We start from the raw sequence: 22,363 nt of genomic DNA on the forward strand, positions 1-22,363 counted from the left end.
ATCCACATGATCCTGGACAACCGCAACTAGCCCGCGTAGGGGTTGCCGCCACGCGCTGATGCTCTCCACCGTCACGCCAGCCCTTTGCAGGTGTAGGGGTTCGGTGTCGTCTGTGGTGAGGATGCGGTGTTCGGCCTCGTTGAGGGCACGTTGATCCTGCCGGGACCAGGGCGCTTCTGATGGATCTCCGCGGCGTCGCGACGCCCGGCACGCACTCGCACCGAACGCCGCTCCTTCACCCGCGGAGATCCATCAGAAGCGCCCTGAGTGCCACACTCGGAGGACGGCTGACGATGGCCCCGGCTTTCTGCCCCGCGACGGTCCCAGCACTGGCGTCTCCGTCTCCTTTGCTGCCGGCACCCTGCAGGCTATTCGTGAGCGGGGCGACAAGCGAGGCATGCCCCCTACCTGGAGAAGGCCGCGCAGCGGCAGACCGAGCGCGACAACCTGGACGAACTGATCGCCGACTTCGAGAGGGGCACCGGCCGCCCCGCCGATCCCGAAGCCGTGGCCGCCAAGCGCGCCCGACTCCCTCGTCACCCCCACTTCCCGAGCCGGTGCGACCGTGTGAGCGCGCCCTCATCCGGGACGAGCCCCGCTTCTCCCGCACTTCGAGGGGGCCGGGCGCACTTCCACCACGCGCGACGTTACGTGAGACTGTCGCTGACGCGGCGCGTCGGGAGACCGGAAACGCCGCGTGGTCCTCGCCATCGCGGCCACGGTCGTGCTCATCTCACGGACGCTCTGGGCATCTTCGTGAAGGAGGATGAGCCGGAACCGGTGGTGGTGGCGGAAGGCGTTTGACCCGGGGGTTCGGGTGTTTATTTCGCTGCCTCAGTTTCGTGTCGTCTCCCCCCGCTCAATCCACCCCCGGATGCAACCCCGGATGCGCATCCCACCACTCCCGGTGGAACGGATTCGTGTCCAGCAGAGCCAGGTACGACAGGGCGGCGGCCCGGTGGAGGAGGTTCGCCTGGGCTGGGGTGACCGTGGCGCGGTTCCAGGCCAGGCGGATGCGGCCGGTGATCGGGGTGCCGGCCAGGGGGCGCAGTACCGTGCCGGGTGCGGCGCCCGCTGTGGGCTGGGTGAGCGCGACCGCCCGGCCGGCGGCGACCAGTTCGTGGCCGATCTTGCGGTCGGTGGTCCGGTGGCGTGACCGAGGTGTGAACCCCGCCTGCGCGCAGGCCGCGATGAGTGCTTCGGGGCCGCCGTCGTCGTCCTCCGCCTGGGCTAGCCACTGCTCGTCCGCCAGGTCGGCCAGGTCGACGGTGTCCCGCGATGCCAGCGGGTGGCCGGCGGAGAGCCGGACGCAGAACGGCTCGCAGGGTACGACGGTACGGGCGTCGGAGGTGTCGGGCAGGGCCACCCGGTGGTCGTTGACCTCGCCGTACAGGATGGCTTCGTACTGCCCGGCCGTGAGGGCGCGGACCAGTGTGGTCACCGAGAATCCGACGTCCACGGAGAGTTCCTGACCCACCATCACCGTGTCCGTACGGTCCAGGAGTTCATCGACCAGGACCAGCAGGGTGCAGCCCAGGCGCAGCGGGCCGCCGGGTACCAGGCCGCGTGCCTCGGCGCCCAGGCTGTCCATCTCGTCGAGTACCCGCCGGGCCTTGGCCAGCACGAACTGGCCGAGCTGGGTGGGTTCCATGCCGCGCGGTCCGCGCAGGAACAACTCTCCGCCGACGACCCGTTCAATGCGGCGGAGTTGGGCCGAGAGGGCGGGCTGGGAGATGCCGAGGCGGCGCGCTGCCATACCCAGGCTGCCTGCTTCCGCGATCCGGCGGATCGCCAGCAGATGCCTCAGTTCCAGCTGCATTTCCGCAGCGTACACATCAAGGTGCCGGCCGCCCCATAACTCGCGCCTTATGCCCAGCAGATATGGGTTCTTCTGCCATGTCCACGCCCATACTCGGCAGCGCACGGCCGCCCTGTCCGCCCCCCACCCCTGGAGTGAAACCTCGTGCACCCCATCAGACGCACGCCCCCACACACAGCCAGGCACACAACCAAACACATAGCCAGACGTACGGCCTTCACCGCCGTCACGGCCACCCTGGCACTCACCGCCGGCCTCACCGCCGCCATGACGCAGACGGCCACGGCCACACCCGCATCTGCCACTGCCGCCGCCGACCCCGCCGCCCGCGCGGTCGCCGCCGCCGACAGAGCCGTCAACAGCGGCCTCGACTCGCTCGTCAACGCACCGCAGGAGCAGTACGAACGGCGCCAGGTCACCCCCTGGCTGAAGGGCCTCTACTCGGTCGCCTACGAGCGCAGCTACCGCGGCCTGCCCGTCGTCGGCGGTGACGCGGTGGTGCTGGCCGACGGCAAGGGCGAGATCCGCGCCGTGCAGTCCGCCACCGCGCGACAGGTGGACGTGGCCACCGACCCGCGGATCAGCGCCCAGCGCGCCGAGGCGGTCACCCGTACCAGACTGGCCCGGGTCGACAAGGTCGTCGACAGCCGGCTGGTGGTGAAGATCACCGGCGGGCGGCAGGCGCTGGCCTGGGAGACGGTGGTGACGGGCCGCAGCGAGAAGGCTCCCAGCAAGCTGCATGTTTACGTGGACGCGCGCACCGGCAAGGTCCTCGACACCCACGACGAGGTGGTGGCGGGCACCGGGAACAGCAAGTGGAACGGCCCCGGTCCGCTCTCCATCGACACCACCGCGTCGGGCGGCACGTACTCGCTGCGCGACGCGAACCGTCCCGGGCTGAGCTGCGCCGACTACAGCACCGGCCAGGTCTTCTCCAAGGCCTCCGACTCCTGGGGCACCGGCAACCCCACCTCCAAGGAGACCGGTTGCGTGGACCTGATGTTCGCCGCGCAGAAGCAGTGGGACATGCTCAAGACCTGGCTGGGGCGCAACGGCGTCAGCGGCAACGGCCGTTCCTTCCCCGGCAAGGTCGGCCTGGGCGAACTCAACGCCTACTGGGACGGCAGTCAGGTCACCATCGGCCGCAACACCGCGAACGAGTGGATTGCCGGCATAGACGTGGTGGCCCACGAGTACGGGCATGCCATCGACACCAACACCCCGGGCGGCACCAGCGGTCAGGAGGCCGGTCTCGGCGAGGCCACCGGTGACATCTTCGGCGCGCTCACCGAGGCGTACGTCAACGAACCCGCGCCGTACGACACACCGGACTACACCGTCGGTGAAATGATCAACCTCCAGGGCCGCGGTCCGATCCGCAACATGTACAACCCGCCGGCCGTCAACAACGACCCCGCCTGCTACAGCTCCGCCATCCCCGGCACCGAGGTGCACGCGGCGGCGGGACCGCTCAACCACTGGTTCTACCTGCTCGCCGAGGGCACCAGCCCCGGCGGCGGCAAGCCCAACAGCAGTACCTGCAACGGCTCCACGCTGACCGGCGTGGGTGTCCAGCAGGCCGGCAAGATCTTCTACGGGGGCATGCTGCTCAAGACCAGCAGCATGTCGTACAAGAAGTACCGTACGGCGACGCTCAGTTCGGCCAAGTCGCTCGACGCCACATGCGGTCTGTTCACGAAGACGAAGGCCGCATGGGACGCGATCAGCGTGCCCGCGCAGACCGGTGACCCGACCTGTACGCCGTCGGGCCAGAACGACGACTTCTCGATGGCGCTCAACCCGGCCTCGGGCACCGTCCAGCAGGGTGCGTCGGTCAGTACCACGGTGACCACCGGCACCACCACCGGGCAGGCCCAGCAGGTCACGCTGAGCGCCACCGGGCTGCCGTCCGGGGTCACCGCCGCGTTCTCGCCCGCCACCGTGCAGTCAGGGCAGTCCTCCACTCTGACGCTGACCGCATCGGCCAACGCGGTGCCCGGTGCCGCCACCGTCGTCGTCAAGGGCCAGGGCGCGAGCCTGTCGCACACCGTCGACTACGCGCTCAACGTGGGCGGCACCCAACCGGGCACCGACCCGCCCAACATCGACGTGGCGAACGTCCGGGCACACCTCTCCCAGTTCGGCTCCATCGCCTCGGCGAACGGCGGCAACCGCCGTGCCGGCAGCGCCGGTCACACCCAGTCGGTGGCCTATGTGAAGTCCAAGCTCCAGGCGGCGGGCTACACCGTCACCGAGCAGAACTGCACCACCTGCACCTACCCGTCGAACAACCTGATCGCCGACTGGCCCGGCGGCCCCGCGGACCAGACGGTCATGTTCGGCGCCCACCTGGACGGCGTCTCCGCCGGACCCGGCATCAACGACAACGGCTCCGGCTCCGCGAGCCTGCTGGAGAACGCGCTCGTGCTGGCGCAGAAGAACCCCACCATGACGAAGCACGTCCGCTTCGCCTGGTGGACCGACGAGGAGCAGGGGCTCAACGGCTCGAAGTTCTACGTGAACCGGCTCTCCACCGCCGAGCGCTCGGCCATCAAGGCGTACTACAACTTCGACATGGTCGGCTCGGTCAACGGCGGTTACTTCATCAACAACCTCAACTCGGCCGCCGCCGCGCCGATGAAGGCGTACTGGACCTCACTCAACCTGGCGCCCGAGGAGAACACCGAGGGCCAGGGCCGCAGCGACGACTACTCCTTCCAGCAGGCCGGCATCGCGACCTCCGGGTACGCGGCCGGGGCGAGCGCACGCAAGACCTCGGCGCAGGCCGCCAAGTGGGGCGGCTCGGCGAACGTCGCGTACGACTCCTGTTACCACAGCGCCTGCGACACGACGAACAACATCAACGCCACCGTGCTGGACCGCAGTTCCGACGGCGTCGCCTACACGATCTGGAAGCAGGCCGTCGGCGGCGACAATCCGGCGCAGGACTTCTCGGTCGTCGTCAGCCCGGCCGCCGGGAACGCCAAGCCCGGTGGCAGCGCCACCGCGACCGTGAACACCGCGACGGTCGGCGGCGCCGCCCAGACCGTGAGTCTTTCGGTCAGCGGCGCGCCCGCCGGGGTCAACGCCACGGTGAGCCCCGCCTCGGTGCGCACCGGAGATTCGGCCACCCTGTCCGTCGCGGTCGACGCGGCGGCGACACCGGGCACGTACACCCTGACGGTCACCGCCGTCGGAAACGTCAGCCACAGCACCACGTACACCCTGACCGTCGGCAGCGGCGGCGGCTGCACCCCGGCGCAGGTGGTCGTCAACGGCGGCTTCGAGAACGGCACCGCGCCGTGGACCACCACCTCCGGCGTGATCACCAACCAGGCGGGCCAGACCCCGCGCAGCGGCTCCTACATGGCCTGGCTCAACGGCTGGGGCTCCCCGCGCACCGACAGCGCCGCCCAGAGCCTGACCATCCCGGCCGGCTGCACTTCCGCCCGGCTCTCGTACTACGTGCACATCGACACCGACGAGACGGAGCCCGTCGCCTACGACACGCTCACCGTGACGGCGGGCGGGAAGACCCTGGCCACCCTGTCGAACACGGACAGCGCCAACGGCTACGCACTCAAGACCCACGACCTCGCGCAGTTCGCGGGTCAGACGGTCGTCCTCAAATTCACCGGCGTGGAGGACCAGAACCTGCAGACGTCCTTCGTGGTGGACGACGTCACGTTGGAGGTGAACTGACCGCTCCGCGGAGCCACTGAGCACTGAGCCACTGACCCACTGACCCACCGATCTGCTCGCACGGTCGACCGGTGAGCATGCCTCCGCCCGGAGGGGGGCCAGGGCCGGAACCGGCTGTACGTCGTCGGTTCCGGCCCTGCGGCGCTCACGGCGGGGGCAGAACGGCGCCACAAGGCGTGGGGCGCGACCGGCTCACAGCACGCGTCGCCGCAGCCGTTCGCGACAGCATAAATTGGGCTGTCAGCAGATGCGCGGCCCATGTCCGAGTTCCGGGATCAAGGCCCTTGACCATCTTCTGAAGGCGCGTGGAGGAAGCCGTGACCGCCGAACTTCCCGACTGGATGATCCCGCCCAGGCCGAGCGGCTGGGAGGCGGATGACCTCGACAACCTCCCTCAAGCGCCGCGGCACACCGAACTCGTCGACGGAGCCCTGATCTTCAGGGTGTCGCCGCAGCGGTCGTGGCACTCCCGGCTCCTGGAGAACCTCACCTTCGCCCTGCGGCAGGCAGCTCCCGTGGGCTTCGAGGCTGAGCGCGAGATGACGGTCCGCCTCGACCGGAAGAGTCGACCCGAGCCCGACATCCTGGTCTCCACCGCCGCATACGATCCCGACCGCACTTGGTACGCGTCCGAGGACGTCGCCCTGGTGGTCGAGGTCGTCTCGGAGGAGTCGGCGGACCGCGACCGGTCCCTGAAACCCTTCAAGTACGCCAAGGCCGGGATCACCCACTTCTGGCGCATCGAGGACGAGGCCGGATCTCCCACCGTCCACAGCTACGAACTTGATGCCATGACGAGTTCCTATGTGCCTACCGGTATCCATCGAGGCCGGCTGAAGGTCTCTGTCCCGTTTCCCGTCGACATCGATCTCGATGCCCTTGTCCCGTGAATCCGGGACGTAAGCGACTGTGCTCAGGATTTGGTGTCGCGTGCCGTCAGGTAATAGCGGGCAAAATCGAGGTACCGCTCGGTGATGCGGTGGCGGGTTTCCGTCGGGGGGGAATTGTGGTGCAGGTGGGCGTCCAGGGGGTTCCACCAGATGCTGCGGCCTATCGCGAATCCCACGTAGCCGGGGATGGGGGCCGCTATCTTCAGCCAGTGGTCGAGGTGGCTTTTTGGGGCGTTGCGGCCCAGCACGATGCATTTGGCTGTTCGTGCGTCGCGTTGGGCGGCGGACAGTACCGCCACGGCGTCCTCGTGGTGTTCGAGTCCTTCGATCTTCCAGATCGCGGGCTCCACTCCGTGGTCCTGGAGGTATTCGATCACGGCGACCGTGAGGCCGGGGCGGAGTTCGGCGTCGTAGCGGGCCGCCTCATTTCCGGCGGCCCGCAGGTCCGATTCGCTTGCCGGGACGAGGAGTTCCAGGATCAGGGGGCGGTCGGCGTCCTTGGCCCAGGAGGAGACCTCGGCCAGATCCTTGGCCTGCCGGGCGCGGCGGCTCGGGTCGAACCCCGGATTGTCGCGTACGAGGACTTTGGCGTGGTCGGCGGGGAAGAACTCCGCGTGGCGCCGCCACTGGTCACCGTACGCGAAGGTGAACCATTCGCTTCCGCTGGCCTCGATCGGCACCGACAGGTCCACGAGGCCACCCGAGCGGCCCGCGATTTCGATGACGTCGGCGCCGTATTGCTCGTCGATCAGAATTCCGGGCTTCGCGTCCGGCGGCAGCTTTTCCGCGGCGTCCAGGAGTGCCTGGAAGATCAGTAGTTTGTCGGCGCATATATGGGCCGCCTGCGCCGGGTCGGCGGGGCCGGTGAGCCCGTAGAGACCTGTCTCCAGGCTGTTTCTGTGGTCTGCCGCGAGAATGAGGAGCGTCTTTTCGGTCATGCAGTCCTCTTCTCTCCAGCGGCAATGGTGACCTGTATCCAGGTTCCGTCCGTCGGGGCGTCCTGTCCAACGCGGGCCGGCGCGCATGCGGGGTCCGCGATGATGTGTTTTCCTGTGCTTTCCTCTCCTTTCGCGCTGCACGTCATCCGGCGCCCGAGGGGACCGGGGACCCGCGCCAGCCGACCCTCGGCGCCTGTGAATCCGTCCGAAAGCGACTTCACCGATGCCGATGCCGGCAGCAACCACACCGACGGGGCGTCTGCACCGGCTCGGAGCCGCGCTCACCGTCCCCAATTTCCGGCGCTACGCCAGCGGCCAGGCGCTGTCCATGATCGGTACGTGGGTCGAGACCGTCGCCCAGGGGCTGCTGGTCCTGCACCTCACGCACTCCGGGACGGTGCTCGGACTCACCACGGCCACTCGCTACGCCCCGGTCCTGCTGCTGTCGCCCTACGCGGGACTGCTGGTCGACCGGTTCTCCAAACGGCGGGTCCTGCTGGTCACCCAGCTCGGCCTCGGCTGCGTCTCCCTCCTGCTGGGCCTTTCCGTCCTCACCGGACGGATCGAGCTGTGGCAGGTGTTCCTCCTCGGCATCGCCTTCGGGACCTTCAGCGCCGTCGACAACCCCGCCCGGCAGGCGTTCGTCTCCGAAGTCGTCGGCCCCGCACTGGTCCGCAACGCCGTCACCCTCAACTCCACCCTGATCAACGTGGCCCGGGTCCTCGGACCGACGATCGCCGCGCTGGTCGTCGCCTCGGTCGGCATCGGCTGGTGCTTCCTCATCAACGCCGCCAGCTTCCTGGTGGTGATCGCGTCGCTGCTCGCCCTGGACACGTCGACCCTGCATCCGGCGGTGCCCACTCCGAGAGCCAAGGGACAACTGCGGGACGGGTTGCGTTACGCGGCGGGAATCCCCGACATCATCCGACCGCTGATCATGATGGCCCTCATCGCGACGTTCGCCTTCGAGTTCGAGGTCAGCTTTCCGCTCCTGGCCCGCGACACCTTCGGCGGCGACGACGACACATACGGATGGCTGCTCGGCTCCTTCGGCCTCGGCGCCGTCTCCGGCGGCCTCTACGTCCTCGGCCGGGAGAAGACCGGCGTCCCCCGCCTCACGCGAGCCGCCGTCGGATATGCGGCGGCGATGGGTCTGCTCGCCGTCTCGCCGACGCTGCCGGCGGCGTACGGCGCCTCGTTCCTGGTGGGTCTGGCCACCATCTTCTTCCTCACCACCGGCAACGCCACCGTCCAGCTCTCGGCCGACCCCGGGTACCGGGGCCGGGTCATGGCCCTGTGGTCGGCCGCGACCGTCGGCACCACCCCGATCGGCGCGCCCGTCATCGGCGCCGTATCCGAGGCGTTCAACCCCCGCGTCGCCATCGGTCTCGGCGCGCTGGCCTGCGTGGCCGCGGCCATCATTGGCGCAACCACCCGAACCCCCCGTTCCAAGGGCGCGCACGGTACGAACGGTGCGAACGGCCTTGCGGGGGAGGGGAGATGAGCGTCCTCTGCCCGGCCGGTCCTCATGTGCTGCGCGGCCCTTCGTCCCCCGGCCGCTCGCCGTCCGCCGCGTGCGCGGCTCCGGCCCCGGCCCCCCAGCCCATGCGGATCACGGTGTACGTCTCACCGTCCCTCGGCGGCCGTGTCCAGGAGCGGGAAGTGAACGTGTGCAGCCGCCCGTTCACGAGGGCATGACGCGGCAGACGGACACCGAACTCCGCGGCGACCGCCTCCAGCAGCGGTCGTTCCGCCTCGGCCGCGTCCTCCGGCTCACCGAGGAAACGGCTCGGCTCCAGCGCCCTCGGTATGTCCCCGCTTCTCCGGATCTCTCCGTCCGCGTAGGTGAAGGCGTACTCCTCGACGTCCTCGACACCGTCCCGCGCCACAGAAAGGTGGAAGAACGCGTCCCCGCGCCATGACCTCAAACCGCCCCATACGACCACCGCGCGGGTGCCCCCGCCGACGGCCCCGGCCGGGGAGACGAACCGCTGCCGGTCGAACGGCGCGGGTTCCCCGTCGAAGGCGAAGCTCCAACCGGCGCCGGCCCGGCCGACCGCCATCAGAGCCTTGTCGTCGTAGGACGAGAACTCTCCTCGGTCGCGCCGCGAGCCGTGGCGCGCCGCCTCCCAGCGGGTCGCCGGTCGATTCAGCACGGGGCCACCCCCACCCCCGTCCGCGTCCCCATCCCCGTCCGCGAGACGCCGGGCCAACTCCTCCGGCTCCACACCTTCCACCAGGACGAACCGGTAGGACGTGCGGTTGCCGCCGGGGTCCGGGTCCGCGAGCCACGCCAGGTTGCCCGGGTCGAGAGCGGCCGTCGGAGCCGGTGCCTCACCCGCGTGCCCGCCCCTGGGTGTGGCGAGCAGTTCGCGGCCCCGCTCGGGGGTCAGCAGGCTGCCGAGCAAGGGGTCGGCCACCCAGCCCAGCGGCGCCAGATGGTCCGGTCCCAGCGGCTCCCACCGGGGCAGAGCGTCCATCAGCGTCCGCCATGCCCCGTCGGTCTCTCCCCACCGCGCCAGCTCCCGCGCCCGCTCGACCGCCTCGCCGAACGGCCCTGCCGCCGTGTACCGGTAGGTGCCGTCACGCACCTGGTCCAGCGTCGCGTAGGCCAGGGACACCAGGTCGTCGTCGGCGCCCCGCAGCGAGAACTTCAGTGTGGAGTCGTCCCGATACGAGTGGGCCGCGTGCTCGGCGACCAGCGGTGGCAGCAGTTCGGGCGCGTACCGCGGGTCCGTCACCAGGCCGTCGAAGTACACCATGGAGGTCTGTCCGAGCAGACGGCGTATCTGGTCACCCAGCCCGGTGGCCCCCGGTCTGCCGTACTCCTTGGCCTCGTCCAGAGTCCTGCCGGCCCGCTCCCAGCCGCCGCGCAGCGCCTCCATCCGGGCTTCGTCCAGGAGGGCGTCCAGATTGCGGGTCGTGTCGTTGACGAAGGCCGGCTCCCCGTCGCTCCGGTGCGCCCGCAGGCTGTGGAACTCCCGGTGCATGGACCGCATGAACTCAAGGAAGTTCGCGTACCGTTCGGGCGGCGCGGCGCGCCAGCCCGCCCATGTGTACACGGCCCACTCGCCGACCTCGTCCACATCCTCGGGGTCCATGAGGACGTAGGTGGCGTCGGACTCGACGTCGAGTTGCAGCCCGCGCCGCCAGAGGTCCGCCTCGCGCCGCTCCTCGGGCTCGGAGTCCTCGTCCAGGTCCTCCTCGAACACGTCCGCGAGCCCCGACTCGTCGTTGTGCCAGCGCGCGTCGTCGGTCCCCGCCAGCAGCGACACGAACCCGCCCGCGTGCTGCCACCCGTCGCTGACCTTGAGGAACTCCCGGTACGACGGGGGCATTCGGCGGCCGATGCGCCGCTCCATGGCCGCGATCCGGTCCTCGGACGCGGGCGGGAACCCCAGCCAACGCGCCTGCCGAGCGGCCTCGTCGTCCTCGCCCCGCGACTCGTCCTCCGACAGGGAATCCGCCCACTCCCCGCTCCACCCGAGCAGGAAGGACCGCCAGTCGTAGGCCGTGGTGTCCGCTGCCGCCGTGTCCGTTGCGGTGGCGTGCGTCGGGCAGGTGTCCGCTGTGTCGGTGTCCGTCGCCGTGGGGTCAGTCATACGTCCGATGCTGCCACCCACCACTGACAGCGCCCCCGTCCCACGGAGACCGGACCCGAAATGCCTCCGGAATCACGGGCGTTCGCAGCGCCGCCAGCGGAGAGGGGACGTCACCGGAGACGGGAAGCCCCTGGTTCCGTTCGTGGCCCCGCTGGAACGCGTACACGGTGACGCTTCCGGCGTACCGCTTCACCATCCTCGACGTGAAGTCCCGCTAGCGGCGGCGCTTCGCCGGGGCGTTGTCCAGGGTGCGGCCGAGCCATTCGACGATGACGGGAAGCACCTCGGGGAACTTCGAGACGGCGCAGTGGCCGGTGTCCGGGATCAGTGCGACCTCGGTGTCGCGGCGGCCCTCGAACACGAGGGTGTCCTCCTGGGGGACATGGACGTCGTCGGCGCCGTTGACGACCAGCATCGGGGCGTTCCTGTCCTGGTCGAGCAGGGGGCGGAGGGAGAACGCGGCGAACGGCGAGGAAAGTTCCCCGGGGGTCGGCCGGTGGTCGAAGCCGAGTGCGTTGCCCACGATGCCGTCCATGCCGAAGTGGGTCGGCGCTCCCCGCGTGAAGGCGTACTCGGCCGGTCCGCCCAGGTCGACGGCGGCATCGACGTCTCCGGCCAGGCCGGACCGGGCCGAGAAGTACCCGCCCATCGAGATGCCCACATGCCCCACGACGCCGTTGCCGAGCGTCCGCGCGTGGGCGATCAGCCCGCCGACGATCTCGGCGCCGCCGTCCGGGGTCATCGGCACCGACGACTCGCCCGTGCCGGGGATGTCGAAGGCCACGACCCGTACGCGCAACCGCACCGCGAGCAGTTCCAGTACCGCGTGCATGTCCATCTTCCAACTGTCGACGCCGCCGCTGGCGATCACCACCGGCCTGTCGGCGGGCAGCTCGAACGGTGCCAGCAGGTGCACCGGCACCGTGGTGGAGCCGTCTTTGTACGGGAGTTCGAGCACCTCGCGCCGGAACTCCACCCCGAAGTGCGGAGCGGCCAGCTCGTACTGCTCCAACTGCTTCGCCAGTGCTTCACGCTTGGCTTCATCGGCCAGGGTGGGGAATTTGGCCCATCCGTAGGCCAGCGCCGCGAGCTGATGGGCGCCCGCGGCGGCGTAGCCGGAGGCCAGCTCGGACCACTCCGGCACCCAGCCTCCCGGCCCCCGCGCCCACATGTCGGTGACCGCGCCGCGCACCGCGTCCACGTCCGCCACCGGCAGACCGGTGTTGACCATCTGCGCATACCGCTCGCCGAACAGCTCCCGCGCGTCGAGCGGCCACTGGTACGACATCGCGACTCCCTCCACTAATGCAATTTCCCTGCGTTTGGAACGCTACGGCAGGCCCGCACCTAACGCAAGATTTCTGCGTTACGCTGGACTGGATGAGTGAGAACGAGGTGCGCCGGCGTACCGGTGGCAGGTCGGCCCGGGTCCGTACCGCTGTCCTTGACGTGACCCTGCAAGTGATCGCCGAGCGCGGCGCCGACGCGGTCGCCATCGGTGACGTCGCCCGGCGGGCCGGGGTCCATGAGACGTCGGTCTACCGCCGGTGGGGGTCGCCCGAGCAACTGATCCTGGACGCCCTGCTCAACCACAGCCACCAGGAGCTGCGCCTCCCCGACACGGGTGCGATCCGTGGTGACCTGGTGGTCTTCGCCCGGTCGGTCGCCGCCTACCTGGCCACACCGCTGGGCGCCGCGCTGGCACGCTCGATGGCGGCCACGGACGACGATCCCGCCCTGGCCGAAGGCCGCGCCCAATTCTGGCGAACCCGCGCCGAAGCGGCCCAGGTGTTGATCGACCGTGCCACGACCCGCGGCGAGCTGCCTCCCCACACGGACGCGACCTCGACCCTCGAACTACTCGTCGCACCCCTGCACTTCCGCGCGCTGCTCACCCGGCAGCCGATCGACGACCACCTGATCGACCACACGGTCGATGTGCTCCTGCGGGGGCTGAGCCGGGGCTGAGCCACGACCTCAGTCGCGGCGGACCCGGGTGGTGTTCCGCTCCGCGTGTGGTGCGTAGTACTCCGTGAAGAGTTTGCCGACCAGTTCGCCCCGGGTGGAGACGCCCACCTTCTCGAACGTCGCCTTGATGTGGTCGCGGACCGTGTGCGGTGACAGATGCAGACGTGCGGCGATCTCGCCGGTCGCCAGGCCGCGGGCGAGGTACTGGGTCACCTCGGTCTCGCGGTCGGTGAGTTCGTAGGCGTCCACGACGAGCGGGACGATCTCGGAGGTCTTGGCGGGCTCGATGACGACGGCGGAGGCCCCGAGTCCGCCGTCCGCGTCGCGCAGGCACGACGCGTGGCAGACGAGCCAGCGCCCCGCCCGGTCGCGCACCCGGGCCCGCGCCTGCCCCCGGTCGCGCTCCTGCGCGATGGCGCGCGCCTTCATGGCGGTCGCCTGGATCCAGGACGGCACGCGTATGCCTCCGGGGGAGGGGACCGCGGGTCCCTCCGGCAGGTTCTCCAGATACGTCCCGGCGTCGTCGTTGACGGACAGCAGTTGGCCCTGTGCGCCGAACAGCAGCAGGCCGGGGCCGTGCGAGGCATCGGGCAGAGGGTGCGGGGCGGGCTCGGCGAACGAACGGAGGCGTCTGGCCAGCGGCGTGAGCAGCGACGCGATCAGCTTGATGTCGCCTGCGTCGAAGGCCGCGCGGCCCTGGGCCCGGAACAGGCTGATGTGGCCCTGCGGCCGGTCGCCGACGCGCAGGACGGCGCGCAGTTCGTCGTCCAGTCCCCGGGGGCGCAGGAAGGTCTGGTGGAGGGTGCTGCGCGAGGGCAGCCCACCGGTGGCCGCGCGCAGCCCCGCGACCGGTACGGGCGCCCGCACCAGGTCGCGGAAGAGGTTCACGTTGTCCGTGAACAACTCGGACTCCCAGTAGACGGCGCACCCGCTCTCGTCCAGGTTCTCCGCACGGACCGGCGCGGTCATCATGCCGGTCACCGGGTCGGTGACCCGCCAGACCGAGGCGTCGTACGGGAGGAGGCGCCGGAGGTGGGAAGAGGCCTCGGCGAACAGGGACAGGGCGTCCGTCGCCCTCGCCGACCGGGAGAGCAGCTCCGCCCGGCCGACGGCTACGGCGCTACGGGTCGTGGCGCTACGGGTGGTGGCAGCCGCACTGGTCATCCACCGACTCTCGCAGCCCAGGGGCGAGCTTCCAACCCCCCGATTGAGGGGGCCCCGCCCCGCCCCTCGCCCCCACCCCTCAAGTGACGGGGCACGCCCTCCCGTATCCCCCTGACAAGGGGATGGGACAGCTCCCGATGTGCCGGAACGCTGCTCTCCACCACCTCCGACGAGGACGAGCCAGTGAGGACAAGAACAGTGGACGGCACAGTGGACAGATCCGTGGCAGAGCGACCGGTGCGGTCGATGCTCGACAAAGCCTCCGTCGACCGGCTCGCCGAGCGGCTGAAAGGGAAGACGCTCACCCCCGAAGACACCCGTTACGACACGGAGTTGTCGGGTTTCAACCTGATCGCGCGGCACCGGCCGGCCCTCGTCGTCGCCGCGCTCACGACGGACGACGTCGCCGCAGCCGTGTCCTTCGCCGCCGGACTCGGCCTTCCGGTCTCCGTCCAGGCCACCGGCCACGGCATCGCCGCTCCGGCCACGGGCGGTGTCCTCATCAGCACCCGCCGGATGAACGCGGTCGTCGTGGACCCGGTGACGCGCACCGCGTACGTCGAGGCGGGAGCGCGCTGGCACCAGGTGATCGAGAGCGCCGGACGGCATGGCCTGGCGCCGCTCAACGGCTCGTCGCCCCTGGTCGGCGTGGTCGGCTACACCCTGGGCGGCGGGCTCGGCCCGCTGGGGCGCCGGTACGGATTCGCCGCCGACCATGTGGTCCGCGCCGAGATCGTCACGGCGGACGGAGCCGTCCGGTACGCCGGGGCCGACGCGCACCCGGACCTGTTCTGGGCGCTGCGCGGCGGCAAGGGCAACTTCGGCGTCGTCACCGGCCTGTGGTTCCGGCTGATGCCCGTGCGGCGGCTGTACGGCGGCGGGCTCTACTTCCCCGGCGAGCAGAGCGCGCGGGTGCTGGACACCTGGAGCCGGTGGACGGCCACCGTGCCGGAGGAGATGACGTCCTCCTTGGCGCTGCTGCGGCTGCCCGACGTGCCGGACGTACCGGACTTCCTGCGCGGCCGGCTCGCCGCGCACATAAGGATCGCCTTCACCGGTACGGCCCAGGAAGGCGAGCGGCTGGTACGGCCGTTGCGCGCCGCCGGTTCGGCGCTCCTGGACTCGGTCGCCGAGATGCCGTACACCGCCGTCGCCCGCATCCACCAGGACGTCACGCATCCGCTGCCGTACCACGAACGCAACATCGTGCTGCGCGAGTTGGGGGCGGCGGCCACCGGGGAACTGCTGCGCGTCGCCGGTCCCGCTTCCGGGTGCGGGGACACGATGGTCGAGGTGCGGCACACCGGAGGGGCGCTGGGCCGCCCGGCCGATGTGCCCAACGCGGTCGGCGCCCGGGACGGCGCGTACATCCTCTCCACGCTGTCGCCGCCGGGCGGGCGCGACCAGGTGCTGCGGGCGATGGAGCCCTGGGGCACGGGCCGCCGGTACCTCAACTTCCTCGCGGGGCCCGACACCGCGACCGCGACGGCGGAGTGCTTCGACGCCCCGACGCTCGCCCGGCTGGCCCGGGTGAAGGCCGCGTACGACCCGGAGAACACCTTCCGGCACCACCACAACATCGCCCCGCGCCCCTGAATGACCGAGGAGCCAGTTCCCGTGACCACCCGTCAGGCCGCGTCCGCCGCGACCACCACCGTCAACACCCCTTCCCCGGGCGCCCGTTCCGCCGGGCTGCGCTACGGCGCCCTGTTCGGCCCCGTCGTCTTCGGTGTCACCGCCGCCGGGGTCGCCCTGCCCGACGTCGCCGGGGCCCTGCACGCCTCGCCCGCCGCCACCGCGTGGGTGCTCACCGCCCATGCCCTCGCACTCGGCGTCGGCACCGCGCTGTTCGGGCGGCTGGCCGACACCCGGGGCGTGCGCGCCGCTCTGCTGCTCGGCTCGGTGACCCTGACCGTGGGCGCCGTGATCTGCCTCGTCGCGCCCCAGCTCGGGGTCCTGGTGGCGGGACGTTTCGTCCAGGCGGCCGGGTCCGGTGCGATGGCCGCCTGCGCGATGGCGCTCACCGCGTCCACGGCCCCCGCGCTGCGACCGAGGGTCCTCGCCGGATTCGGCGCGACCATGGCGGTCTTCTCGGCCGGCGCCACCCTGGCCGGCGGCGTGCTCACCGCTTGGGTGAGCTGGCGCGTCGCCCTGATCCTGCCCGCGCTCTCGCTCGCCGCCGTCCCGCTGTGCCTGCCCGGGGCTGCGGCCCGGAGGAAGTCGGGCAAGTCCCTTGCCGGATCCGCATCCGCGAGGTCCCGCCCGGCGGACGCGGCGATGGACCTGCCCGGTGCGGGCCTGCTGACCCTGACGGCGATGTCGTTCCTCGTCCTCATCCAGTCGTCCGCGCTCGCACTGAGCACCCCCGTCGTGCTCGCCACCGCCGCCGTCCTGCTGCCGTCGCTCGCGTGCCTCGTACGCCGCGTCCGGACCTCGGAGAACTCCTTCGTCCCGCGCCGACTCGTCACGGACGGCGTCTTCCTGCGGACCGCCGCCATCGGAATCGGGGTCTACGGGGGCCTGTTCGCCGCGATGTACGCCGTCCCGCAGCTCCTCGTGCGCGAGCACGGCTGGAGCGTGCCGGCCGTCGGTCTCTGGCTGCTGCCCGGCGCGGTGGCCGGCGCGGTCCTCTCGCGGCTCGCGGGCAGGCTCACCGCGGGCAGCCGCGGCAACCTCCTGCCGGCCGCCGTCGCCCTCGCCTTCGGCGTCGCCCTGCTCGGCGCCGCCCTGGCGGGCTCCGGCGTCCTCCTCCTGATCCTCGGCGCCTCACTCGGCTTCGGCGCCTTCTCCGTGACGCAGGTCTTCAGCACCGCTGTGATGTCCGCGCACATCGACGCGGCCCGGCGAGGAGGCGCCATGGGGCTCCTCAACCTCGCCTTCTTCGTGGGCGGAGGCGTCGGCAGCGCGACCGCCGGCGCGCTGGCCAAGTCCGTGTCGCTCGGCACCGCGCTCGGCATCGTCGCCGTGTTCCCGCTCGTCGGGGCGGTGTTCGCGGCCACCTTCAGGCGCCGCGAGCCGAAGCAGCCGTAGCAGCCGTGACGCCTGGGGCCCGCACCCGCGCATCCCCGCATCCGCGCATCCCCGCATCAGGCATACGCGGTCCGTCCGCCCCGGCCGCTCACACGGTGACCTTGAACGCTTCGAGGAAGCGGTTGTTCTCCAGCGTGCCGGTGAAGTTCAGCTCGGGGCGCGCTGCGGTGCACCTCTCGCCCCATTCCCACTCGTGGATCTTGTTGCGCTGGCAGATCTGGCCGCTGCCGATGTTGACGGCGAACGCCGACATGTTGGGCGCTCCCTTGCGGGTGCTGCCGACGTAGAGGTTCTCGCCGGACTTGATCGGCGTCCACGACTCCTCGAACTTGCCCTGGCCGTTGGTCGAGTGGGGGTCGTTCAGGAAGCCGACGGCGGACGAGCCGTCGACTCCGGCCGTCGCGATGTTGACGGCCTTGATCGGCCGGTTACGGCCCACGGTGCCGGCCAGCGTTCCGTCGCAGACCGGCTTCTGCCAGCCCTGTCCCGAGACATACGCGCGGTAGCAGATGTGCCGGCCGGACGGGTCGTTCTTGGCGAGACGCTTCACGGCGGCGGCAGCGGTGTCCTGCGGGGGCTTCGCCGTCACCGTGGCCTGCGGCGGGCGCGCGGTCACCGTGGTCTGCGGCGGCCTCTCCGTCACCGTGACCGTGCCGCCCTTCGGCTCCTTCGACTCGGACGGCGAGGACGAGGGCGACGACGTGCCGGCCGTCGAGGTGGGCGGCGGCGGAAGCGCGTCGAGGAGCGCGGAGTCGCTCGGTGACGGAGTGGTGTGCGGAGACTTGCTCGCGGCCGTGCCGGAGCCCGCGGCCTCGTTCTGGCCGCCGCCGTCGTCCGATCCGCCGCTGCCGAGGATCACCAGCGGAACGACGACGAGGGCGGTCACGACGAGGGCCATCGGGCCGACGACCACCGGGTTGTGGAGCAGACCGGGCCCCTCGTACTCGTCGTCCGACTGACGCGTTCCGCTTCTGCGGAGGATCCTGCGGACCACGGGGGTGCTGGGCTCGGGCGCGGACTGTCGGTTTTCGGACACCCCGTGCGCGGCGGCGCCGAAGGTGTCGTCGTCCTCGTCGTCCTCGTCCTCGTTGGCGCGATCGTCGGTGTCGCGGCCACCGGGTATCCCCTCGCCACGGGCTCCGTCATCGCCGTAATCGTCGTCGCCGAAGCGATCGTCGGCGCCGCCCTCGCCGTCCCGGTCGAGTTCGTCGTGCCGGGCGGACGCGGAAGCGGAGGCGGAGGCGAGTCCGGCGTACGACGCGAAGTCGAACTCGGGGCTGGGGCCCGGATCGAGGTCGGGGTCGGGGCCCGGATCGAGGTCGGGGCCGGGGCCGGGGCCGAGGTCGGGCCTGTCATCGTCGTCGAGGTCGGCCTCGTCGTCGTCCCAGGAAGCCGCCCCGCCCGCCACCGCCCCGCCGGTCGCCGCCGCGAGCCCGCCGCGCCCGGCCCCCGCCGGTGGCTCCTCGTCCGGTCCCGCCGGGTCCTCGTCGTCGTCCCATGCCGCGCCGACCGGCTCCGGTTCCGCTTCCGACGGCACCTCGACGGCGTCGGCCCAGCCCTCTTCCTGGTCCGGAGATCCGTCCTCCGCCAGGCCCGGAAGCCCGCCCTCCGCGTCGTCCGGAAGCTCGGCCTCCGCCGGGTCCAGCAGACTGCTCGACCCGTCGGGCGCGACCTCGACACACGCCACGTACCCCGCGCCGGGATCGGAGATCTGCGCTGTCACGGGGGTGCCGAGGTCGCTTGCGTGGCCGTGCAGCGTGTCGAGGATCGCGGCGTCGACCGTCATGCCGTCCGGCACCGGTACGGGTGCGCCGTCGATGGTGGCCGAGCCGTCACCGGAGATGACCACCGCGAAGCGGGTCGCCGGTTCGGCCGACGCCTCCCCGGCGGTGTCCGGCTTGCTCAGGTCCACCGATTCCCCGGCCGTGGCGTGGTCGTCCGCCATGGCCGACCCGTCCGGCTCTTCGCCCCGGTTCATGGTCATTTCCTTCCTGACGTTCCCAGCCCTGCGGCCCGGTCGGGGAAACGTCGTGACAGTCCCCGCGTAACGCAACGGGCGTCACAGGGGAACGGTTCAATCCCGGGCCCGAGTACGGCCGCGGAGACCCGAGCGGGACCGCCGGACGGACCGTCGACCGCCGTGGACCGCGCCCGACATGCCCCGAAAAAACGGTCGGGTCGAACCGGTGGGACGGCGGCGAAATTGGCCGGAAGGGAACGTTCCGTCAGAGCTGCTTCGGGGAACCGCAGTTCAGTAGAGTCGTGACGGTGAACGACACTCAAAGCTCTGTGCGATTCGCTGTGCTCGGACCCGTCCGTGCATGGCGTGGTGAGGCGGAACTGGACCTCGGTTCCCCCCAGCAGCGGGCGGTACTGGCGACTCTGCTGTTACGGCGGGGGCGCCCCGTCACGCTCAGCGAGCTGCTCGACGCGGTCTGGGGCGAGGAACCGCCACCGGCCGCCGTATCCGTCCTCCGGACCTATGTGTCGCGACTGCGCAAGGTACTGGAACCGGGCCGGGACGCGGTCGAGGGCCCGAGCGTGGTCGTCTCTGTCGGCGACGGATATCTGCTCCGTCTCCGGGCGGACGCCCTGGACCTGGCCGTCTTCGAACGGCGGGTCGGGGAAGCCAACAAGGCGCGTGCGGCGGGGGAGTTGTCCGCCGCCGCTGATCTGCTGCACGCCGCGCTCGGCGAGTGGCAGGGCGCCGCGCTGGCCGGACTCCCGGGCCCGCTCGCCGAGTCCGAGGGTTCCCGGCTGAACCAGGAACGCCTCTCGGCACTGGAAACCCGTATTGACATCGATGTCAAACTCGGGCGCCACGGCGAGGTGATCGCGGAACTGATGGCGCTGACCGCCAAGTACCCCCTGTGGGAGCAGCTGTGCCGGCTGCTCATGCTCGCGTTCTACCGGTCCGGGAGGCAGGCCGAAGCCCTGGCCGCGTACCGCAGGACGCGCGCCACCCTCGTGGCCGAACTCGGCATCGAACCCGGAGCACCGCTCAAGGACCTGCACGACCGCATCCTGACGGCCGACGCGTCCCTGGACGCCGACCCGCGGCCCCGGCGGCCCGACCCCCCGCCGGAGCCGGCGACCCCCGACGCCACCCAGGTGGTCCGCCCCGCGCAACTGCCGCCTGCCCTCTCGACCTTCGTCGGCCGCAGCGCCGAACTCGACTGGAGCCGCGACCTGTTGCGGGGGAACGGCCGCCCCCCGTCCACCGTGCTGATCACGTCGATCGGCGGCATGGGCGGTGTCGGCAAGAGCACCCTGGCCGTCCACTGGGCCCACGAGATAGCCGACCGCTTCCCCGGCGGACAGCTCTACATCAACCTGCGCGGCTTCGACCCGACCGGTTCGGCCGTCGCACCGGACGAGGCGATCCGCGTCTTCCTCGACGGTCTCGGTGTTCCCCTGACGCGGATGCCCGCCGGGCTCGAAGCCCGAGCGGCGCTCTACCGCAGCATGCTCGCCGAGCGGCGCGTGCTCGTCCTGCTCGACAACGCCCGCGACTCCGACCAGGTCCGCCCCCTGCTGCCCGGCTCGCCCGGCTGCACGGTCATCGTCACCAGCCGCAACCGGCTGACCGGCCTGGTCGCCGGCGAAGGCGCCCACCCTCTGACACTGAACCCGATGACGTCCGCCGAGGCGCACGACCTCCTGGCGCGCCGCCTCGGCACCGCCCGCCTCGCGGCGGAACCGCACGCGGCCGACGAGATCATCACGCGCTGCGCCCGGCTGCCCCTGGCGCTCGCCATCGTCGCCGCGCACGCCGCCGCACACCCCGGCTTTCCGCTCAGCGCGCTCGCCCATGAGCTGCGCGACAGCCACGGCAGCCTCGACGCCTTCGTCGGCGGTGACGACCTCACCACCGATGTACGGGCCGTCTTCTCCTGGTCGTACCAGGCGCTGTCCGTCCCGGCCGCGCGCCTGTTCTCGCTGCTGGGGCTGCACTCGGGGCCGGACCTCTCGGTGCCCGCCGCCGCCGCGCTCGCCGGGCTCACGACCCGCGACGCCCGGCGCCTGCTCACGGAACTCACCCGCGCGCATCTGCTCACCGAGCCCTTCCCCGGGCGCTACGCCCTGCACGACCTGCTGCGCGTCTACGCCGGGGAACGGGTCGCGGCCGACGAGACACCGCAGGAGCGGGAGCGCGCCGTCGAACGGCTGCTCGCCTGGTACCTGCACACCGCCGACGCCGCCTACCCCCTCCTCACCCCGAGGCGGCGCAGGATCTCCATCGAGCCACCGCCCGACGGGTGCCGGCCTCTGGAGTTCACGGAGCAGGACCAGGCGCTGGCCTGGTGCGAGACCGAACGGGTCAACCTTGTCGCCGCTGTGCACCAGGCCGCCGGCTCCGGGCAGCCGGGCATCGCCTGGCGGCTGCCCGCCGTTCTGTGGGGGTTCTTCTACCTCCGCGGCCATCTGCACGACTGGCTCGACACCGCGCGGACGGGCCTGTCCGCCGCGCGCGGCGCCCACGACCGGCCGGGGGAGGCGCAGGGCCTCATGGACACGGCCGCCGCGCTGCGCAGCGTCGGCCGGCCCGGCGACGCGATCGAGGAGCTGCACCGGGCGGTCGCCGGCTACGAGGAGCTGGGGGACACGGACGGCCTGGGGATGGCGGTGGGGAACCTGGGCGACGCGTGTCTGCAGTTGGACCGGCTGGACGAGGCCGTCGCGTACATCAGCCGCTCCATGGACATCGAACGGGCCAGCGGCGGCGCCTGGGCGAAGGGGATCTCCCTGGCCAACCTGGGCGACGCCTATCAGCGGCTCGGCCGGTTCGGCGAGGCCATCGACTGCCTGGAGCAGGCGCTGGTCATCCTGCGCGCCAACGACAACCGCTGGGTCGAGGGCGTCTCGTACGACATCCTCGGTACGGTCCACGGCCGCCTCCAGCACTACGACAAAGCGGTGGAGTACTACGACCTGGCACTCAAGACGCACCGGGACATCGGCAACCGGTGGGGAGAGGGCGACACCCTGAGCAACCTCGGGGACGTCCGGCTGGAGGCCGGCGATCCGGAGGCCGCGCACGACAGCTGGCGGCAGGCACTGGCGATCTTCGCCGAGTTCGACCATCCGGACGCCGAGAAGGTCCGCGCGAAACTCGACGGTCCGCATGGTCCGGGCGGTCCGAATGGTGTGGACGGTGCGGACGGCCCGCCCGGCGCGCGCGGCCGTGAGGCCGCGGCGACGGACGGGGCCGCCTGACACACATCTCCCGCTCACTGTCTTCCGGCCGGT

13 protein-coding genes are annotated in these 22,363 nt (G+C 71.2%); 7 read left to right on the top strand and 6 right to left on the bottom strand.

Annotation, left to right across the window (positions count from 1 at the left end):
• Positions 1-859: 859 nt before the first annotated feature.
• Positions 860-1,819 (bottom strand): LysR substrate-binding domain-containing protein, encoded by a 960-nt coding sequence (locus ACIQNU_RS24985; RefSeq protein WP_401370356.1) that lies wholly within the window; start codon positions 1,817-1,819, stop codon positions 860-862.
• 267 nt (positions 1,820-2,086) lie between these two features.
• On the opposite strand from ACIQNU_RS24985, the gene ACIQNU_RS24990 reads away from it, so the two are divergent.
• Positions 2,087-5,521 (top strand): M28 family peptidase, encoded by a 3,435-nt coding sequence (locus ACIQNU_RS24990; protein WP_401370359.1) that lies wholly within the window; start codon positions 2,087-2,089, stop codon positions 5,519-5,521.
• A 341-nt stretch (positions 5,522-5,862) separates the two neighbouring features.
• Entirely contained in the window at positions 5,863-6,411 is a 549-nt protein-coding gene (locus ACIQNU_RS24995; protein ID WP_401370546.1) for a Uma2 family endonuclease, read from the top strand.
• A 23-nt stretch (positions 6,412-6,434) separates the two neighbouring features.
• On the opposite strand, the gene ACIQNU_RS25000 is transcribed toward ACIQNU_RS24995, so the two are convergent.
• On the bottom strand, positions 6,435-7,349 hold the full coding sequence (locus ACIQNU_RS25000; protein WP_401370362.1) for a 2-deoxy-5-keto-D-gluconate 6-phosphate aldolase domain-containing protein: 915 nt from the start codon (positions 7,347-7,349) through the stop codon (positions 6,435-6,437).
• A gap of 229 nt (positions 7,350-7,578) precedes the next feature.
• Here ACIQNU_RS25000 and ACIQNU_RS25005 point away from each other — a divergent pair, with 229 nt between their 5' ends.
• Entirely contained in the window at positions 7,579-8,853 is a 1,275-nt protein-coding gene (locus tag ACIQNU_RS25005) for an MFS transporter (RefSeq protein ID WP_401370364.1), read from the top strand.
• Positions 8,854-8,875: 22 nt separating this feature from the next.
• Here the strand turns inward: ACIQNU_RS25005 and ACIQNU_RS25010 are convergent, their stop codons facing one another.
• Entirely contained in the window at positions 8,876-10,951 is a 2,076-nt protein-coding gene (locus ACIQNU_RS25010) for an SMI1/KNR4 family protein (protein ID WP_401370367.1), read from the bottom strand.
• Between the two features lie 214 nt (positions 10,952-11,165).
• Positions 11,166-12,239 (bottom strand): alpha/beta hydrolase, encoded by a 1,074-nt coding sequence (locus ACIQNU_RS25015; RefSeq protein ID WP_401370369.1) that lies wholly within the window; start codon positions 12,237-12,239, stop codon positions 11,166-11,168.
• 92 nt (positions 12,240-12,331) lie between these two features.
• Between ACIQNU_RS25015 and ACIQNU_RS25020 the strand changes: the two genes are divergently transcribed.
• The gene (locus tag ACIQNU_RS25020; protein WP_401370372.1) at positions 12,332-12,919 is read left to right on the top strand and encodes a TetR/AcrR family transcriptional regulator; all 588 of its coding nucleotides are present in this window, start codon (positions 12,332-12,334) and stop codon (positions 12,917-12,919) included.
• A 9-nt stretch (positions 12,920-12,928) separates the two neighbouring features.
• Here ACIQNU_RS25020 and ACIQNU_RS25025 read toward each other — a convergent pair whose 3' ends face one another.
• Positions 12,929-14,083 carry a LuxR C-terminal-related transcriptional regulator gene (locus tag ACIQNU_RS25025; protein WP_401370375.1) on the bottom strand — a complete coding sequence of 385 codons (1,155 nt, stop codon included), beginning with the start codon at positions 14,081-14,083 and terminating at the stop codon, positions 12,929-12,931.
• A 222-nt stretch (positions 14,084-14,305) separates the two neighbouring features.
• Between ACIQNU_RS25025 and ACIQNU_RS25030 the strand changes: the two genes are divergently transcribed.
• A complete protein-coding gene (locus ACIQNU_RS25030) occupies positions 14,306-15,679 on the top strand; it encodes an FAD-binding oxidoreductase (protein WP_401370378.1) in 1,374 nt (457 codons plus the stop codon).
• Positions 15,680-15,700: 21 nt separating this feature from the next.
• Positions 15,701-17,113 (top strand): MFS transporter, encoded by a 1,413-nt coding sequence (locus ACIQNU_RS25035; RefSeq protein WP_401370381.1) that lies wholly within the window; start codon positions 15,701-15,703, stop codon positions 17,111-17,113.
• Between the two features lie 88 nt (positions 17,114-17,201).
• On the opposite strand, the gene ACIQNU_RS25040 is transcribed toward ACIQNU_RS25035, so the two are convergent.
• Positions 17,202-19,091, bottom strand: a complete 1,890-nt coding sequence (locus ACIQNU_RS25040) for a hypothetical protein (RefSeq protein WP_401370383.1) — start codon at positions 19,089-19,091, stop codon at positions 17,202-17,204.
• A gap of 290 nt (positions 19,092-19,381) precedes the next feature.
• Between ACIQNU_RS25040 and ACIQNU_RS25045 the strand changes: the two genes are divergently transcribed.
• Positions 19,382-22,330 (top strand): AfsR/SARP family transcriptional regulator, encoded by a 2,949-nt coding sequence (locus ACIQNU_RS25045; protein WP_401370385.1) that lies wholly within the window; start codon positions 19,382-19,384, stop codon positions 22,328-22,330.
• The last annotated feature ends 33 nt before the right edge of the window (positions 22,331-22,363 follow it).

This window comes from Streptomyces sp. NPDC091292 (assembly GCF_044757265.1).
GTDB lineage: Bacteria > Actinomycetota > Actinomycetes > Streptomycetales > Streptomycetaceae > Streptomyces.

Excerpts from the sequence above, each read along its gene's own strand:
- ACIQNU_RS25020 (WP_401370372.1), top strand. The coding sequence starts at position 12,332 with ATGAGTGAGAACGAGGTGCGCCGGCGTACCGGTGGCAGGTCGGCCCGG.
- ACIQNU_RS25015 (WP_401370369.1), bottom strand. The coding sequence starts at position 12,239 with ATGTCGTACCAGTGGCCGCTCGACGCGCGGGAGCTGTTCGGCGAGCGG.
- ACIQNU_RS25000 (WP_401370362.1), bottom strand. The coding sequence starts at position 7,349 with ATGACCGAAAAGACGCTCCTCATTCTCGCGGCAGACCACAGAAACAGC.
- ACIQNU_RS24985 (WP_401370356.1), bottom strand. The coding sequence starts at position 1,819 with ATGCAGCTGGAACTGAGGCATCTGCTGGCGATCCGCCGGATCGCGGAA.
- ACIQNU_RS25040 (WP_401370383.1), bottom strand. The coding sequence starts at position 19,091 with ATGAACCGGGGCGAAGAGCCGGACGGGTCGGCCATGGCGGACGACCAC.
- ACIQNU_RS25025 (WP_401370375.1), bottom strand. The coding sequence starts at position 14,083 with ATGACCAGTGCGGCTGCCACCACCCGTAGCGCCACGACCCGTAGCGCC.
- ACIQNU_RS24990 (WP_401370359.1), top strand. The coding sequence starts at position 2,087 with ATGACGCAGACGGCCACGGCCACACCCGCATCTGCCACTGCCGCCGCC.
- ACIQNU_RS24995 (WP_401370546.1), top strand. The coding sequence starts at position 5,863 with ATGATCCCGCCCAGGCCGAGCGGCTGGGAGGCGGATGACCTCGACAAC.
- ACIQNU_RS25005 (WP_401370364.1), top strand. The coding sequence starts at position 7,579 with ATGCCGGCAGCAACCACACCGACGGGGCGTCTGCACCGGCTCGGAGCC.
- ACIQNU_RS25010 (WP_401370367.1), bottom strand. The coding sequence starts at position 10,951 with ATGACTGACCCCACGGCGACGGACACCGACACAGCGGACACCTGCCCG.